Consider the following 15,066-nt stretch of genomic DNA (forward strand, 5'->3'; position numbering starts at 1 on the left):
GTGAGTCAGCGAGCATCATCGATCGAACAGGTCCAGCCATTGTTTCTCGCCGATCAGACAGTCAGAACCTGGCTGGTTGCCAGCAATTCTCTGCACCGTCTCCCGTGGGGTAAGGCCACTGATCTCCAGAACCAGCTTCCGGCGTATGGCAACGGCGAAATCCTCGATCTTGTGGACCGGCAGCACGAAGGAGCCGGGGCCGCCGATCACGCAATCCGCATAATATTTGTCGAGCCCGCCCGGTGCATCGGCGGGCCTCAGCATTATCGCAAGACCGTTGATGACGATGCCTGCTTCCATCGCCTTGTCCCGGACAGGTGAGACCGGATCGCCGGCATTGTTCGGACCGTCCCCCGAAACATCGATCACCTTTCGCATACCGTCATGGGGACCAGAAGCGATCATCGCTGCGCCTTGACCGATCGCGGCAGAGATCGATGTGCGGCGATACGTGTTGATCGGCCGGGCTTGGAGCCTGCCGGCGAAATCGAGCGCATCCTGCTCCGTCGCGATCACCTGCCAGTCGATCACGGAATCGGGCACCACATAGCCCGCCCACTCGAAATAGCTGATAGCGATGCGACCGGTGAGACCGCCCTTCACCGCATCGATGAATTCCTGATGTTTGAGCGCCTCGACATAACCCTCGCGCTGGATGCGAGCTTCCTCATAATCCATGGACCGGGACGTATCGACGGCAAGAACCAGTTCCACATCGACATCGCCTCCCCCGGCTTGCGCTAGCGCGGCCGTACCATAGAGGCCCATAAGTACCGCGAGTGTTATAAGCATCGGCCACCCAGACTGCGCTTATCCAAGACGTAGAACTGTAACACAGCCCGATACGGCGGTGACGTTCTGCTGCGGGGGGCCTTTCAATTTTCAGTGATCACACGCAGGCCACAGAAGGCAGTGCGTGCGGCATGGCAATGTGCGGGACAGGGCAAAACAGGAGGCGCAGCGGGATCGGCTGAAGCACGGATACGCGGTGATGCCTGAGCTGCGCACTGTTGGAAACACAGCCCCTGTCGGCACGAGCTCGAACGGTTTCGCCGCAAACTCGAACTCGGCCGACAGGGACCTCGTAGTTCGTGGTCACGCAGTGGGGCGATCGAACTGTTCAGCGGGTGGATGGCGCCGGATTGTAGGCTTAGGTCGCCTGTCATTTGCGCATCAAATGAATCATTTCGATCCCGGCCAATGCGTGCCGGTGCATGACCGCTTCCTCACACGCTCGCGATCAGCCCGCCGTCGACACGGATAACGGAGCCCGTCAGATAGGAAGCGCGGCTGCTCGCCATGAAGGCGACCACGTCCGCATATTCCTGCGGATCACCATAGCGGCCGATCGGAATGGACGCGGTGCTCGCCGCCGAAACCTCTTCGACTGCCCTGCCCTCGCGCTTGGCCTTCTGCTCGTCGAGGAAGGTGATGCGCTGGGTCGCAACGCGGCCGGGCAGGACGATGTTGACGGTCACGCCGTCCCGGCCGACTTCACCGGCCAGCGTCTTCGACCAGCCAAGGAGCGACATGCGCAGGGAGTTCGAAAGGCCGAGATTGGGGATCGGCGCGACCACGCCCGAGGAGGTGGAGGTAATGATGCGGCCCCACTTCTTCTCCCGCATCTTCGGCAGCACCGCGTCGCTGATGGCGATCACCGACAGCACCATGCTGTCAAAATACTTGCGCCAGCTCTCGACGCTCTGGCCGGACACCAGCGTCGGCGGCGGGCCGCCGGTGATGTTGACCAGCACGTCGACCGAACCCAGCTGCTGTTCGATGGCGGCAAGATTGGGTTCGATGGCGCCAAGGTTGGCCAGGTCCCATTCGAGCGCCATTGCCGATCCGCCGTTCGTGCGGATGTCGGCAACGGTCTTTTCCGCGGCTTGCCTGTTGATATCGGCAACGGCGACCAGCGCCTGTTCCCCGGCAAGCGTCCTTGCGATCGCACCGCCAAGGCCGCCGCCGGCCCCCAGCACGAGGGCCATCTTGCCCTTCAATCCAAGATCCATGGTCTGTTTCCTTTCGGTTGTTATTCAGTTCGTACTAGGCGTTTCGCCTCGGCCGGCCATCCATCCGCCATCAGGTTGACGCCGGTGATGTAGCTCGCGATGGCGCGCGTAATCGAGCGCAGCGGGATCAGCATCAGCGAAACTTCATGGTATTGTCCGTAACATCGAAGCCGGTGACCGGCTGTCCGGTCGGTTTTGCTGCGTTCGGCCGTGCGCATACGAGCAGCCGGCCGCCTCCGGTGTCGGCGAACAGCTCACCACGATGGCAAACGATTTCCCCCCTGACGAGCGTGGTCTGCGGCCATCCCTCGACCTGCATTCCCTCGTAGGGCGTGTAGTCCAATTCGTCGTGGAGCGTGTCTTTGCCGATCCGCACGCGCTTTTTCTCGTTCCAGACAACGATGTCGGCATCTGCACCAAGAGCAAGAATACCCTTGCGTCCCTGCAGACCGTAGAGCTCAGCCGGCCGCTCGGCTGTTACCCGAACGAAGTCCCCGAGCGATAATCTGCCTTTGCCGACGCCCTCCGAGAACAGAAGCGGCAATCGGGTTTCAAGTCCCGGCAGGCCGTAGGGAACCTTGTTGAAAGCGGCATTTTTGCCGTTCCGCATCTTTCCGTCCGGCCCTTCAAAAAAGAAGGCCGAGTGGTCCGACGAATAGACGTCGATCGAGCCATCAGCCAGCCCCTTCCACAAGGCCTTCTGATGCCGCTGGTCACGCAGCGGTGGACTGCAGCAATATTTTGCGGCCTCGAAATCCGGCCTATCGAGATCCTCTTCGCTGAGGACAAGATATTGCGGGCAGGTTTCTGCATAGGTGCGTACACCCTCGGTGCGCGACCATCGGATTTGCTCGAGGGCATCCTTGGACGATACGTGAACGATCAGGATAGGAACGTCGATGAGCTCCGCCATCGTGATCGCATGATGCGTTGCGTCCCGCTCAGCGATGATCGGCCGCGAACGGCTGAGATACTTCAGGTCGCCGTAGCCGTGCCCCAGCATCCGTTCCGTCAGCCACGCAATCAGGTCATGACTCTCGGCATGGATCATCACCATCATCTGCTCGCGGCGGGCGACTGCCAGGACATCCAAGGCGGATCGATCGTCGAGCCTCAGCGCGTCATAGGTCAGGTAGATTTTCACGGAGGTGAAGCCTTCGGCAGCAAGCGCCGGGATGTCCGTTTCAAGGGTTTGCGGTGTCGGATCGGTGACGATGAGGTGGAAAGCATAATCCACGACGGATTGGCCAGCCGCCCGCACCTTGTAGTCCTCGACCGCGGCCCGCAATGACGTGCCGCGATGCTGTACGGCAAAGGGCATCAGTGTTGTTGTTCCGCCGAATGCGGCTGGAATGGATGCCGATCGAAATGTGTCCGCCGTTCTCGCACCTGTCGATGTCAGCTGGTCGATATGGCAATGGGCGTCGATCCCACCGGGCAAAATCAAGTGGCCTTCGGCATCGAGCTCACGCCGACCACTTGGCAGCCCCTTGCCGATTGCCGCAATCACTCCTCCAGTACTCGCGATATCGCCTTCGACGAGGCCATCGGGCGTGAAGATGCGCCCGTTTCTCACGACGAGATCAAAGTCAGCCATAGCCCTGCCCTTTCAAGAAGTTGCTGTGAGGAGCGATCCAGCCCATGTAGTCGGCGAAGGCGGCGTCGAGGCCATAGCGCGGCTCGAATCCGATTTCGCCGCGCAATCGCTCGATCGCGAGAGGAGGTCTGTCACTTCCACCGTGGAAATCGACCGTCGCCTCCTCCCCGGGTTCGGCGAGGCGATACTCAAATGCTGGAAAAGAGCGGGCCAGTCGATCGCACCAATCGAGAACCGTCCATTCATATCCCAGCCCAATATTCACAGGCCCCGATATTGAGCCCTCTGCATTCAGAACCTTCGTAACCGCATTGGCGACATCGCGGCTGTAGATCCAGTCTCTGCGCCCGCGCCGGGGCAATACGCAGGGCTGCCCACCAAAGAGAGCAGTTGCAGTCGCCTGCAGGATCGCGCTTAACGTGTTTCGAACGCCTGAGGAATGCTCCCACGGCCCGAAAACTGAACCCAGGCGCACGCAGCGAAGGGAAATTCGCTTGTGCGACGCGAGCCGTTCCGCAAGACGCTCGGCGGCGTATTTCGAGATTGCGTAAACCGAGCGCGGCGATGGCGCGGTACGAACTTCATCCAGCGTCTCCGTCGTGCCGGCATGGGCGCCATAGACCGACGCAGACCCAAGAAAGACCATCCTGCGAAGACGTGTGCGGGCCGCGGCACGAATGGCGTTGACCGTGCCGCCGACATTGACTGCAAGCGTCAAATCAACGGATGACGCCTCGTTGGCATCATTGGGCGTCACCGCCGATCCGTGAATGACCGCATCGGTATCCTGAGCCGCCGCCAGCAACCGCTCGGCGTCACGGATATCGCCTTCGACGATTTCGATCCGACCGGGCAGTCGGCTGAATTCGTCGAGCGCCGTCGGCAAGGCGGGTTTTCTATCGAAACTGACGACCTCAACCCCGGCAGAAAGCAGCGCCTCCGTGAGGCTGAGGCCCACGAAACCGGAGCCGCCAGTGATAAGAACCCGCCGCACCGTCATCTATGCCAGCCACCCGCCATCGGCAGGCAGAATCGCGCCCGCCTTGCAGCTCCATCTGTCGCTCGCAGGAAACAGGGTTCCCTCATTTCAGTATTCTTTCCAGGAAGCGCTGCAGCCGCTCGCTCTTCGGATTGTCGAAGAGCTCTGCCGGCGTGCCGGCCTCGACGTCACGTCCCTGGTCCATGAAGACGACACGATCGGCGACCCGCTTGGCAAAGCCCATCTCGTGCGTCGCCACAATCATCGTCATGCCTTCCGCGGCGACCTGCTCCATGGTCAGCAGCACCTCGCCGACGAGCTCGGGGTCCAGCGCCGAGGTCGGCTCGTCAAAAAGCATCACTTTCGGTTGCATTGCAAGCGCCCTGGCAATCGCCACGCGTTGGCGCTGACCACCCGAAAGGTGGTCAGGATAGCTCCCGGCTTTATGATCGAGGCCAACCTTGGCCAACATTCTGTGACCGACATCCACCGCCTCGGCCAATGGCATGCCGCGAACGTCGGTCAGGCCGAGCGTGACATTCTCGATCGCGGAGAGATGCGGCCACAGATAAAAGAGCTGAAACACCATCCCAATTCCGGCGCGCAACTCCGCTAACTCGCGCCCCCCCATGGCGCGGCGTCGGACCGAGCCATTCTCGACGTAGCCGATCGGCCGTCCATCAACCCGGATTTCGCCGATATCTGGGACTTCGAGATGATTGATGCACCGAAGAAAGGTGCTCTTGCCCGATCCACTCGGACCAATGAGACAGACAACCTCTCCCTTGTTCACATCCATCGAAACGCCGCGCAGCGCTTGGACCGCCCCAAAGGACTTCTGAACGCCGCGGGCCTGGATCATCGTTTCCATGCTTCCCATCCTTATGCGCTCGCCGCAATCGCGACCGGCTCGCCGTCAATGACCTTCAGAAGCCGCTTGCGCCGCGCGCTCAAACCGCGCTCCTCGAACTTCATCTGGCCTTCGAGAAGCACCTGAAGCCCAGTCAGGCAGCTTGTGAGACAAAGATAAATGACACCCGTTGCGGACAGGATTTCGATGGCACGATAGGTGCTCGAATAGATCGCCTGCGCCGTCAGCATCAGTTCCTGAACCGTGATCACCGAGGCAAGTGAGGAGTTCTTCGTGTGGCTGATGAAGTTGCTCATGTAGGGTGGAATGATGATCCGAACCGCCTGGGGCAGAAGGATCTTGCGGACGATTGCGGGGTATCGCATGCCGATCGCCTGGGCGGCTTCGATCTGGCCGATGTGGACCGCTTGCAGGCCGGCGCGAAAGATCTCGGTGTTATAGGCAGCCGAACTCACCGAGAAGGCAATGATCGCAGCCGGGAATGCATCCAGCGTGACGCCGAACATGGGCGCGGCGTAGTAGACAAAGAAGAGGTGCAACAGCACCGGCGTTCCGCGAAAAATCCAGACATAGGTCCAGACGAGCCCACGCAGCCAGGCCATTCGCGATAATCGGCCTAGCGCGAGGAAGAACCCGGCGATCGTCCCGATGAACTGGCTGATCAGCGTCAGCACGACCGTCATTATGGCGGCGTTGAGCAAGGTCGGAAGGTTTTTCCAGACCACCGAAAAATCGAGATCCATGATCGTATCTCCTTATGGGTTGTCTCCCGGCGGCCGCCGAGAGACAAGACGTCATCAGGGAACCTTATCGACCAGCTGCGCGCTGAAATTGTCGATGCCGAAATACTTGCTCGCCCACTGATCCAGCAGGCCTTTCTGGCGCATTTCGGTAATTGCTGCGTCGATTGCCGCCTTCAGATCCGGAGATCCCTTCGGCATCGGCACGCCGACATATCGGATCTGGTACGGCTCCCCGACAATCGCGCCGATACCCTGGCGCTGCTTGAGGAAATTGGCGGCTGCCGTGTCTGGCGCGATGAGAGCATCTACACGGCCGATCGCCAGATCCTGGAACATCTCGGCGTAGCCTGCATATCCCTTGAACTGGCTGAATGCGCCGAACTTCGAAGCGATGTCCTGCGCGGGCATTTCACCATCGTTGGCGCCCGAGATCGCTCCTACGCGCTTGCCCGCCAAATCCTTGTAGCCGTTGATACCTTCCGCCTTGGAGCTCTTCACAACCACAACCGCCGACCGGGAGTACGGGATTGAATAATCGAAGGTCGCCTTGCGGTCCTCAGTGATGTTGACGTTGGAAAAGACGGCATCGAAACGTCCTGTTTGCAGGCCGGGGAGAATGCCCTTGAAGTCAAGCCGGTTCATCCGAATCTCCACCCCAAGCTTATCCTGGACGTACTTCTCGACCTGGATGTCATAGCCATCCAGCTCGTTGTCTTCGTTGAGGAAGCTTACAGGCGGCAGATTACCGCTCGTTGCGGCGTTCAGATAACCGCGGGCTTTGATGTCAGCAAGGCTGGCGGCGTTCGCAGCAGCGGCGACGATTGAAATCGCGGCCGCCGAAATCAAAAGTTTCAGCATCCTTCATTCCCCTTTGGTTCTGGTGGGAAATCCCTAGACAATCCCACTGGTATCCCACTAAGATACCGTAACAGCGACGAACCAAAAGTGTCAATCGCCAAAACAACGAACTCGCGGGGAAGACGGGTCACATCATTGAGGAGGCAGCAATGAGGGGAAGCGCTATGGTTGATGCAAGCCGCCTGTCCGAGCAGACTCATGAGCATTTGCTGTCGCTCATCGAAACCGGCGAGCTTAGACCTGGCGACCTCTTGGAAGAGCGAGCATTGGCAGCAAGGCTCAATGTCTCCCGAACGCCGATCCGCGCTGCTCTCTCACGCCTCGTCGGTGAGGGCCTTGTCGATCGCGCGCCAAATGGATTGTTGACGGTCACCGAACTTGGCCTGGAGGACTTTGCTCAGCTCATCCAGTTTCGGCGCCTCCTTGAGGGCGAAGCAGCGTTGCAGGCGGCGGGGAAAATTCCAGAAGCCGAACTGGGAAGTCTGATCGACAGGATTGAAGGAGCTATGGCCTCGCCTGATCCATCAGAGCATTGGCGGCTGGATGATGAACTGCATGCGCTGGTCGCCAGATATTGCGCGAACCGCTGGCTTGGCCGGTCCGTTACAACGGTGCGCCGCCTGATCAGAATGTGCAACGTCGAGAAGTTGCCTCACCGTTTCAATGAGACCTGCATGGAACATCTCGCAATTTTGCGCGCACTCCAGGAGACCAATGGAGATCTCGCTCGGGAATGCATGCGAAATCACATCGACCAAGTGAGGCTTGGATTCTTGAAGCTGTTGAGCATGCGCTAGAAAAGCGCCGCCTAGCATATGGGCTCAGGTACCGTAGAGCCGGAGGATTCGCGCCGAAGCGACCTGAAATCCGAATCTGCATCCGCTTCAGGGTGCCGGCCTATTCCGTGAAGAGCCAGCGCATGAAACGCTCCCTCACGCGGTCGATGTGGGTTGCCATTGCCTGCCGCGCTTCATCTGGCTTCTTTTCGGCAACAGCCTCCAAGACGGCGATATGCTCGCGGGCCTGCTGCTCGAAATTCTTCTCCATCCGGACCACGTGGCACATACGCGCCTTGTCTCTAAGATTGCGGATATACTGCGCAAGCAAGGGTTTGCCGCTCGCGTCCGCGACGAAGAGGTGAAACTCGTCGTCGTATTCCCAGAACGGATCGAATTCCAGGTCGGGGTCCTCAAGGATGGCGCGGCTCTTTTCCAGGATCTTGTCGACGCTACCGGGAGTGCTGCGATGGGCGGCCTGCGCGGCAGCCTCTCCCTCGAGCAGCCGGCGAATGACGAGGATCTCCATCAGCTCTTCGACGGCGACTTGGCGGATGACGATACTGCCGTTCGACAAGCGGGCCACGAGGCCCTCACCGACGAGCCGATTGATTGCGGCCCTTAGCGGCGTTCTCGACGCGTTGATCTGCTCGGCGAGTTTGCGTTCCGTGAAAACGTCTCCCGGCCCGAGTTCGCGCGCCAGTATCAGGCTCCGCATGTACTGGTAGGCCTGCTCGGAAATCTTTGTTTGATCCCGCGTTGTCGCGAGTGCGGCGTCGTTCTGCACTTTTATTCCTTGAATTATCCCGTCGAATTCTCCTTAGACGATTGGAGCTTGGGGAGCAATCCCAACGGGGTCCCGCCGGTACAAGCCGGCCCTGGCTTTTTCATTTCCGCTTTACAATATATTTTTTGCCGATAAATTCCATTCGTGCCCCGTTGGTATCCCAGTGGGATTTATGATGGAGTTTGCGTGGATCGAATTATTCAACCGCTCACCCAACGGGAATTCGCCGGATTCGGCGACGTCATCGAACATGAGGGTGACCAGCGCCGTCGTGCGCTGTCGATCGACTTCATCGACGCGCAAGACGACATGCGTCGTGCCTTCTGGGTTTCGAAGGTATCGGAGGCGGCGACTTTGCCGACGAAAGTAACACAGCTTGAGCGGCATCCCTATTCCGACCAGGGATTCGTTCCGCTACGCGATACGCGATTCCTGGTAGTGGTGTGCCCAGACGATGCCAAAGGCGATCCCGATGTCGAGCGGATTAAAGCCTTCGTCGCTGAGCCAGGTCAGGGCGTGATCTATCGCCGGAATGTTTGGCACGCGCCGCTGTCGGCGCTGACCGCGCCGGCGGAATTCTTCGTCACGATGGGAGTGACGGACAAAGCCGACAACGACGAATTTTTTGAGCTGGCGACGCCGCTCGGCATAAGCTCGGGAGGATAGAGCGATGAAGCCGATAGAGCATCTTACCAGAGACTTTGTTGGATACGGATCACAGGGCTATGACCCGAAATGGCCGGACCACGCACGACTGGCGCTGAATTTCGTCATCAATGTCGAGGAAGGTTCGGAGCCTTCTATCCTTGACGGCGATGCCGCCAGCGAAGCTGCCTTGACAGAGGGCGGCTCCGGCAATTTCCCCGGCCGCGACCTCGCCGCGGAATCTATGTTCGAATATGGAAGCAGGGTCGGGTTCTGGCGCGTGGCGAAATTGCTCGAGGAGCGAGGTTTTCCTGCGACCGTCATGGCATGCGCTCTGGCCTTGGAGCGCAATCCCGACATAAGCAAATACCTGCGCAAGAGCGCATTCGATGTCTGTGCGCACGGTTGGCGCTGGGAGCAGCACCGCGGACTTTCGATCGATGAAGAACGGGAGCGAATTGCCAGGACAGTGCGCAGCATCGAGGCGTCGATCGGCACCCCGCCGGAAGGCTGGTATTGCCGCTATGGACCCAGCATCAACACCCGCAACTTGCTCGTTGAACATGGCGGTTTTTCATACGATAGCGACGCGTATAACGACGAGCTGCCCTATTGGGTGAAGGTCGGCGACCGCAATCATCTCGTCGTACCCTACAGTTTGACCAATAACGACGCGAAATTCATGCGCGGCGCCATGGCCACGGCAGATCAATTCTTCCAATTCCTGCGCGACGCATTCGACCTCCTTTACGCGGAGGGCAAGCAGTCGCCCAAGATGATGTCGGTCGGTCTGCACCTTCGCATCGCCGGGCATCCCGGACGCGCCGCCGGGCTCCAGCGCTTCCTCGATCACGTCTCCGGCCATGACGGCGTCTGGGTCTGCCGTCGTGGTGACATCGCCAGGCACTGGCATCAGCATCATCAACCATCACCGTAACCAACGCATGCAACAAAAGGGGAATGCAATGACAAAAAAAACAATCAGCACAATCGCACTTCTGACCGCCCTCGCAGCCTTCGGAATGTCACGCACCGCCGCGCTTGCAGACGATCATCCGCAGGACCAGCCGCTCGTCGTCGGCTCCGATTTCGGCGTCGCGCCATGGATGGTGCGCGGTGCCAGCGGGCCTGAAGGTTTCGGCGTCGATCTCATCAACGAAATCAGAAAGAAGGTCAGCCGTCCGTCGGTCGATATTCAGGACGTCAACTTCTCCGGGCTCTTCGCCGCCTTGTTCGCAAAGCGCATCGAATTCACCGTCAATCCGCTCAACATCACCAAAGAGCGCTCGGAAAAGATGCTCTACACCGAGCCCTTCTTTGCGACGGGCAACGGTTTTCTCGTCAGAAAGGGTGAGAAGCTTGCGAACCTGGACGACCTCAAGGGGCAGATCCTTGCCGTCAACCGCGGCACAATCTCCGACACCTGGGCAACGCAAAACTCTGAAAAATATGGCTTCGAGGTTCAGCGTTACGAAACTTTCCCGGATTCAGTTCAGGCAGTGATTACCCACCGCGCCTTTACCGCCTTGAACGAGATTCCGACGACGGTCTATGCGGCCAGCCAGAACCCGGCAATCGAGGTCGGGTTCAAGGATTTCAACGGCCGTAACTTCGGTTACGCGTTCCGTTACGGCGACGAGGCCTATCGCGACAAGGTCGAGGGCGCCATCGAGTGCCTGAAGCAGGACGGCACGATGGCGAAGCTTTATGAAAAATGGTACGGGGAAAAGCCGGCTGACGGCACCGCACTGACCACCGTCTATGCGGGCTATGGTGCTCCGGGTTTCAAGGGCTACGACGAGAAGCCCCATCAGCTCGCCTGCAACTGACCCTGTTTGAGATCCGGCGCGGCTTGGCCGCGCCGCGTTCCATGGCGAGGGTTATATGAACCAGATTCTCGAAAACTACTTCAATGGACCGGTAATGGCGCAAGCGTTGCCGGATGTGTTCAGCGGCTTCATCGTCACGGTTGAGGTGGCCGTCTGTGTGATCGTCATCGGTGTCATGGCCGGCCTCTTCCTGGCCCTGTTGCGCTGTACGAATAGCCAGTTGATCAATGGCTTGGTGACCATCTACGTGGAGGTCTTTCGGACCCTTCCGCAGCTGGTCATCATCATCTTCATCTATTTCGGCTTGCCGTATTTGGGGCTGACTTTCTCACCCTTCTTCGCCACCGCGCTGGCCCTGGCGGCTGTGCTTGCGGCCTTCTCCGCCGAAATCTTCTGGGCGACCATCATGGCGGTGTCGAAAGGCCAGTGGGAAGCTGCGTCCGCCCTCGGGATCTCCCGCGTGCTGACACTGCGTCTGATCATCCTTCCCCAAGCCATTCGGCTGGCCATCCCGCTTGTGACAAACCGCTCGATTGCCATAACCAAGGGCACTGCGCTTGGCGCTGCGATCTCTCTTCCGGAAGCCCTTGGCAGCGCGCAGAGCGCCATGTCCATCTATGCCAATCCGTCACCTCTGACGCTCGCCGCCGGCTTCTATCTCGCTTTCTTCATTCCGCTCGTATGGCTGAGCCGCGCTTTTGAAAAGCGGTTTGCCCGGTCTCAGTAAGGAGCAGCCATGGATCTCTTCCTCCAGAATTTCGCGAGCGTACCGTCTTTCCTGAAGATCTATCCGCTGTTGCTGCAAGGGCTAGAACTGACGGTCCTGCTGGCGCTTGTCTCGTTGCCGCTGTCCGCACTGTCGGGACTCGCGGTAGCAATGATCTACAGCTTCGGTGGAGCATTCTCCCGTCGCGCGGTGATCATGCTGATCGATTTGCTGCGTTCCTTTCCGGTTATCGTTTTGCTCATTCTGATCTTTTACAGCCTGCCTTTCTTTGGAGTGACGCTCGGCAACTTCACCGCTGTCGTCGTTGCTCTGGTGATCAACAATACAGGGTATTTCGGCGAGATTTTCCGCGCCGGTCTTCAGTCGATCCCAAAGGGTCAGCATGAGGCCGCGGCAGCCCTCGGTCTGCATCGTTTTCACACCATGATCCTCGTCATCTTGCCGCAGGTTCTCAAGACGGTGCTCGCTCCTTTGGCGAGCAATTCCCTGGAACTCATCAAGACGACGTCGATCGCCTCGATGGTGGCGCTGCCCGAATTGCTTCGCTCGGCGCGCGTCGCACAGGAGCAGACCTATAACCCGACACCGCTCACAGCGGCCGCCCTCATCTTTTTCATTATGCTTTGGCCCTTCTCCCATTGGGTATCCCGCATGGAGAGGCGAGCCATCATCGGGAGCAACCAGCGATGAGCATCGTTATCACCGGGGGCACCGGCTTTGTCGGTCTGGCGTTGACCGAGGCGCTCGAGCGCGCGGATCGGGATGTCGTGTTGTTCGGACACGAACCGATGCCGGACCGTTTCGTCCCTCTTCTCGGCAACGCATCTTTTATCGCCGGAGACATCGCAAATGGCGCCGATCTGGATCGTCTTTTCGACACAGCGCAACCGGAGGCAGTGGTTCACCTGGCCGCCGTGACACCCGACCGGGAAGCAGAAATGCACGATCCCGCGGCTGTTATTACCGTCAACATCGGCGGCACCGCAAATCTCATGCGATCGCTTTCGCGTTTGGCGTCGCAGCCGCGGGTTATCATTGTCAGCAGCGTGGCTGTTTATGGCGAGGACCCTCCGGCGTGGGGTACATATCGCGAGGATGAATCTCTGCCGGCGCCGACAAGTCTTTATGGCATCTCCAAGCTCGCGGCCGAAAACACGGCCATCCGCCTCGCACAGCTTTATGGCATGGACCTGACAATCGTCAGGCTCGGTCCAGTCTATGGGCCTTGGGAGTACAAGACGGGCCTGCGCGCCATCCTCAGTCCGCACGGCCAGGTGCTCGATACCTGGCTGCGGGGCGAGGACGTCGTTCTTCCCCGCGCGCTCAGAGGGGACTGGCTCTATAGCCGGGATGCCGGCCGGGGCATCGCGGCGCTTTTAACCGCCGGCTTTCTCCCGCACACGATCTACAATCTCGGCGGCGAGGTGCTGACGAGCCTCGCGGAGTGGGCCGAGGAGCTTCAATCGTTCCCCCAGGCGCGAAAATGGAAGATCGCGGGACCGGGAGAAGCCGCAAATATCCGGTTCGGACTGTCACGTGACCGAGCCCCACTCAATATTGAGCGGATCAAGACCGATATCGGCTTCCAGCGGGCATTTTCGGGCCGCGTGGCGGCAGAGGACTACATGTCCTGGCTTGCCTCGGTCAGCGGCTAGCCTCCAACAGGGAAAGAACCGGCATGCGTCTGCGAAACAAGACCGTCATCATAACCGGGGCATCGTCCGGTATCGGCCGCGCAATAGCGACCCGGTTTTGCGAGGAAGGCGCCAACATCGTCGCCGTCGACATTACGCGCGAAGTCGTGGAAGGCGGTGTGCCCGTTATCGAGGCGCTCAACGCCATCAGCCAGAAGGCCATCTTCATGCAGGCCGACATTGCGCGGGCTGATGATGTGGAACGGGTGTTCGCAGAGAGCAAGGCGCGATTTGGTCGGCTCGACGTTCTTGTCAACAATGCAGCAATCCACGCGCCCACACCGCTTGCCGATACCGAAGAAACGGATTGGGACAGGGTCATGGATGTCAATTTGAAGGGCGCGTTCCTATGCAGCCGAGCCGCGGTTCGCGTCATGCTCAAGCAGGAAATCGTCAATGAGGCTCGCGGCCGCATCATCAACATTTCCTCCCAGCACGGCATGGTTTCCGCGCCAAGCGACCTCGCTTATGGCGTCAGCAAGGCAGGTCTCGTCTATATGACCAAACAGATTGCGGCCGACTATGCCGCCGACAGCATCATCTGCAATGCGGTCGCTCCCGGAAAGATACTGACCGGCAAGACCGGCCGAGCTGTCCTGCCGGAAATGTTGGACTACTCCCGGCGGCGCACCCCGATGCCGCGGCTCGGCAAGCCCGCGGATGTCGCGAATGCTGCATTATTCCTGGCGAGCGACGACGCAACCTACATCACCGGCCATAATCTGCTTGTCGATGGTGGATGGATGGCCGCGTGACCGACTGGGCAGGATGAGAGGCAGGGCCGCCGCCTCGGCGAAGGTATAGCTCTCCTGCTTGAGCGATCCCGACTTGCCGACGACCCAGAGATATTCGTCCAGCAGATGAGTGACGAGAAAGTCATCTTCTGAAGGGGCCTCATGCATGACCACGAGGCTGATCTCGTTGTTGTTCAGCATACGAAGCAGATCGCCGCTGAAGGCCTCACGAAAGCGGAGTTCGATTTCAGGATAGTTCTCGCGCACATATTCCAGAAGCGGCGGCGCGATCAGTTCCCCGGGTGTCGGCGGCATTCCGACCGTCACCACGCCGCGCGCGACATTTGCCGTGATGGCGATATCGTGGACAGTTTGTTCGACCTGATTGAAGATCGTGTAGGCGCGGGTAAGCAATACCTCGCCGGCCTCCGTCAATTGCACGCCCCGAACGGATCGTGTGAAGAGCGGCGAGCCGAGCGCCACCTCCAGCTTGGATATCTGCCGACTCAAGGCCGGTTGCGCAACATTGAGCCGCTGGGCTGCCCGGGTGAAACTCCGCTCCTCCGCCACGGAGACAAAATAGCGGAGCGAAGCAAGTGTCATTTCGTGATGTATAGCTAGCACGATGTCCCGAAGCTCTTTCCAAAGCAGTCCGATCAGTCAACAGGCGACATTACCGACCAGCTTAGGCACCGCCTGACATTCAGCTAGTACGGCATATCTTCATTATGGGACAATGAGATACAGTGCCAGAGGGCAGATCTTCCATCAGCGTCGTGCGACGTTGCGTAACGCGCCAGGTCTGTTGTCAAAT

General features: G+C 59.4%; 17 protein-coding genes. 8 read left to right on the forward strand and 9 right to left on the reverse strand.

Going from position 1 to position 15,066, the window contains the following annotated elements:
- Positions 1 to 15: 15 nt before the first annotated feature.
- The 7 genes from HGP14_RS27495 to HGP14_RS27525 all read right to left on the reverse strand — a co-directional run bounded on the left by HGP14_RS27495 (position 16) and on the right by HGP14_RS27525 (position 7,060).
- Complete coding sequence (locus HGP14_RS27495; RefSeq protein ID WP_168833038.1) at positions 16 to 792, reverse strand: DUF1194 domain-containing protein; 777 nt, start codon at positions 790 to 792, stop codon at positions 16 to 18.
- A gap of 434 nt (positions 793 to 1,226) precedes the next feature.
- A complete protein-coding gene (locus tag HGP14_RS27500) occupies positions 1,227 to 2,012 on the reverse strand; it encodes an SDR family oxidoreductase (RefSeq protein ID WP_168833039.1) in 786 nt (261 codons plus the stop codon).
- Positions 2,013 to 2,145: 133 nt separating this feature from the next.
- Positions 2,146 to 3,609: a dihydropyrimidinase gene (gene hydA, locus HGP14_RS27505; protein WP_168833040.1), complete on the reverse strand. Its 1,464-nt coding sequence runs from the start codon at positions 3,607 to 3,609 to the stop codon at positions 2,146 to 2,148.
- A complete protein-coding gene (locus tag HGP14_RS27510) occupies positions 3,602 to 4,609 on the reverse strand; it encodes an NAD(P)-dependent oxidoreductase (protein ID WP_168833041.1) in 1,008 nt (335 codons plus the stop codon). The genes hydA and HGP14_RS27510 overlap by 8 nt, the downstream gene beginning before the upstream one ends.
- A gap of 82 nt (positions 4,610 to 4,691) precedes the next feature.
- A complete protein-coding gene (locus HGP14_RS27515) occupies positions 4,692 to 5,468 on the reverse strand; it encodes an amino acid ABC transporter ATP-binding protein (protein WP_409527109.1) in 777 nt (258 codons plus the stop codon).
- 2 nt (positions 5,469 to 5,470) lie between these two features.
- Positions 5,471 to 6,202, reverse strand: coding sequence for an amino acid ABC transporter permease (locus HGP14_RS27520; RefSeq protein ID WP_168833042.1), 732 nt, complete (start codon positions 6,200 to 6,202; stop codon positions 5,471 to 5,473).
- A 54-nt stretch (positions 6,203 to 6,256) separates the two neighbouring features.
- A complete protein-coding gene (locus HGP14_RS27525) occupies positions 6,257 to 7,060 on the reverse strand; it encodes an ABC transporter substrate-binding protein (protein WP_168833043.1) in 804 nt (267 codons plus the stop codon).
- 164 nt (positions 7,061 to 7,224) lie between these two features.
- Between HGP14_RS27525 and HGP14_RS27530 the strand changes: the two genes are divergently transcribed.
- Positions 7,225 to 7,857 (forward strand): GntR family transcriptional regulator, encoded by a 633-nt coding sequence (locus HGP14_RS27530; RefSeq protein WP_168833044.1) that lies wholly within the window; start codon positions 7,225 to 7,227, stop codon positions 7,855 to 7,857.
- A gap of 100 nt (positions 7,858 to 7,957) precedes the next feature.
- On the opposite strand, the gene HGP14_RS36520 is transcribed toward HGP14_RS27530, so the two are convergent.
- Positions 7,958 to 8,623, reverse strand: coding sequence for a GntR family transcriptional regulator (locus HGP14_RS36520; protein ID WP_168833045.1), 666 nt, complete (start codon positions 8,621 to 8,623; stop codon positions 7,958 to 7,960).
- 186 nt (positions 8,624 to 8,809) lie between these two features.
- On the opposite strand from HGP14_RS36520, the gene HGP14_RS27540 reads away from it, so the two are divergent.
- From HGP14_RS27540 to HGP14_RS27570, 7 genes are read left to right on the forward strand one after another with little or no spacing between them, the layout of a single operon-like run.
- Positions 8,810 to 9,289 (forward strand): ureidoglycolate lyase, encoded by a 480-nt coding sequence (locus tag HGP14_RS27540; RefSeq protein WP_205927369.1) that lies wholly within the window; start codon positions 8,810 to 8,812, stop codon positions 9,287 to 9,289.
- Between the two features lie 4 nt (positions 9,290 to 9,293).
- Complete coding sequence (locus HGP14_RS27545; RefSeq protein ID WP_168833047.1) at positions 9,294 to 10,205, forward strand: allantoinase PuuE; 912 nt, start codon at positions 9,294 to 9,296, stop codon at positions 10,203 to 10,205.
- Positions 10,206 to 10,233: 28 nt separating this feature from the next.
- Positions 10,234 to 11,097 (forward strand): substrate-binding periplasmic protein, encoded by an 864-nt coding sequence (locus tag HGP14_RS27550; RefSeq protein WP_168833048.1) that lies wholly within the window; start codon positions 10,234 to 10,236, stop codon positions 11,095 to 11,097.
- 55 nt (positions 11,098 to 11,152) lie between these two features.
- On the forward strand, positions 11,153 to 11,824 hold the full coding sequence (locus HGP14_RS27555; RefSeq protein ID WP_168833049.1) for an amino acid ABC transporter permease: 672 nt from the start codon (positions 11,153 to 11,155) through the stop codon (positions 11,822 to 11,824).
- Positions 11,825 to 11,833: 9 nt separating this feature from the next.
- Entirely contained in the window at positions 11,834 to 12,514 is a 681-nt protein-coding gene (locus tag HGP14_RS27560) for an amino acid ABC transporter permease (RefSeq protein WP_168833050.1), read from the forward strand.
- Positions 12,511 to 13,479, forward strand: coding sequence for an NAD-dependent epimerase/dehydratase family protein (locus HGP14_RS27565; protein ID WP_168833051.1), 969 nt, complete (start codon positions 12,511 to 12,513; stop codon positions 13,477 to 13,479). The genes HGP14_RS27560 and HGP14_RS27565 overlap by 4 nt, the downstream gene beginning before the upstream one ends.
- Positions 13,480 to 13,502: 23 nt before the next feature.
- Positions 13,503 to 14,273: an SDR family NAD(P)-dependent oxidoreductase gene (locus HGP14_RS27570; RefSeq protein WP_168833052.1), complete on the forward strand. Its 771-nt coding sequence runs from the start codon at positions 13,503 to 13,505 to the stop codon at positions 14,271 to 14,273.
- Here HGP14_RS27570 and HGP14_RS27575 read toward each other — a convergent pair.
- Positions 14,196 to 14,876: a LysR family transcriptional regulator gene (locus HGP14_RS27575; protein ID WP_168833053.1), complete on the reverse strand. Its 681-nt coding sequence runs from the start codon at positions 14,874 to 14,876 to the stop codon at positions 14,196 to 14,198. The two genes, HGP14_RS27570 and HGP14_RS27575, sit on opposite strands and share 78 nt — an antisense overlap.
- Positions 14,877 to 15,066 lie beyond the last annotated feature (190 nt).

This window comes from Rhizobium sp. P32RR-XVIII, from assembly GCF_012641395.1.
Classification (GTDB): domain Bacteria; phylum Pseudomonadota; class Alphaproteobacteria; order Rhizobiales; family Rhizobiaceae; genus Rhizobium.

Bases quoted from the DNA above. Each gene is read 5' to 3' on its own strand.
- HGP14_RS27495 (WP_168833038.1), bottom strand. From the start codon at position 792: ATGCTTATAACACTCGCGGTACTTATGGGCCTCTATGGTACGGCCGCG.
- HGP14_RS27500 (WP_168833039.1), bottom strand. From the start codon at position 2,012: ATGGATCTTGGATTGAAGGGCAAGATGGCCCTCGTGCTGGGGGCCGGC.
- hydA (WP_168833040.1), bottom strand. From the start codon at position 3,609: ATGGCTGACTTTGATCTCGTCGTGAGAAACGGGCGCATCTTCACGCCC.
- HGP14_RS27510 (WP_168833041.1), bottom strand. From the start codon at position 4,609: ATGACGGTGCGGCGGGTTCTTATCACTGGCGGCTCCGGTTTCGTGGGC.
- HGP14_RS27515 (WP_409527109.1), bottom strand. From the start codon at position 5,468: ATGGGAAGCATGGAAACGATGATCCAGGCCCGCGGCGTTCAGAAGTCC.
- HGP14_RS27520 (WP_168833042.1), bottom strand. From the start codon at position 6,202: ATGGATCTCGATTTTTCGGTGGTCTGGAAAAACCTTCCGACCTTGCTC.
- HGP14_RS27525 (WP_168833043.1), bottom strand. From the start codon at position 7,060: ATGCTGAAACTTTTGATTTCGGCGGCCGCGATTTCAATCGTCGCCGCT.
- HGP14_RS27530 (WP_168833044.1), top strand. From the start codon at position 7,225: ATGGTTGATGCAAGCCGCCTGTCCGAGCAGACTCATGAGCATTTGCTG.
- HGP14_RS27545 (WP_168833047.1), top strand. From the start codon at position 9,294: ATGAAGCCGATAGAGCATCTTACCAGAGACTTTGTTGGATACGGATCA.
- HGP14_RS27550 (WP_168833048.1), top strand. From the start codon at position 10,234: ATGACAAAAAAAACAATCAGCACAATCGCACTTCTGACCGCCCTCGCA.
- HGP14_RS27555 (WP_168833049.1), top strand. From the start codon at position 11,153: ATGAACCAGATTCTCGAAAACTACTTCAATGGACCGGTAATGGCGCAA.
- HGP14_RS27560 (WP_168833050.1), top strand. From the start codon at position 11,834: ATGGATCTCTTCCTCCAGAATTTCGCGAGCGTACCGTCTTTCCTGAAG.
- HGP14_RS27565 (WP_168833051.1), top strand. From the start codon at position 12,511: ATGAGCATCGTTATCACCGGGGGCACCGGCTTTGTCGGTCTGGCGTTG.
- HGP14_RS27570 (WP_168833052.1), top strand. From the start codon at position 13,503: ATGCGTCTGCGAAACAAGACCGTCATCATAACCGGGGCATCGTCCGGT.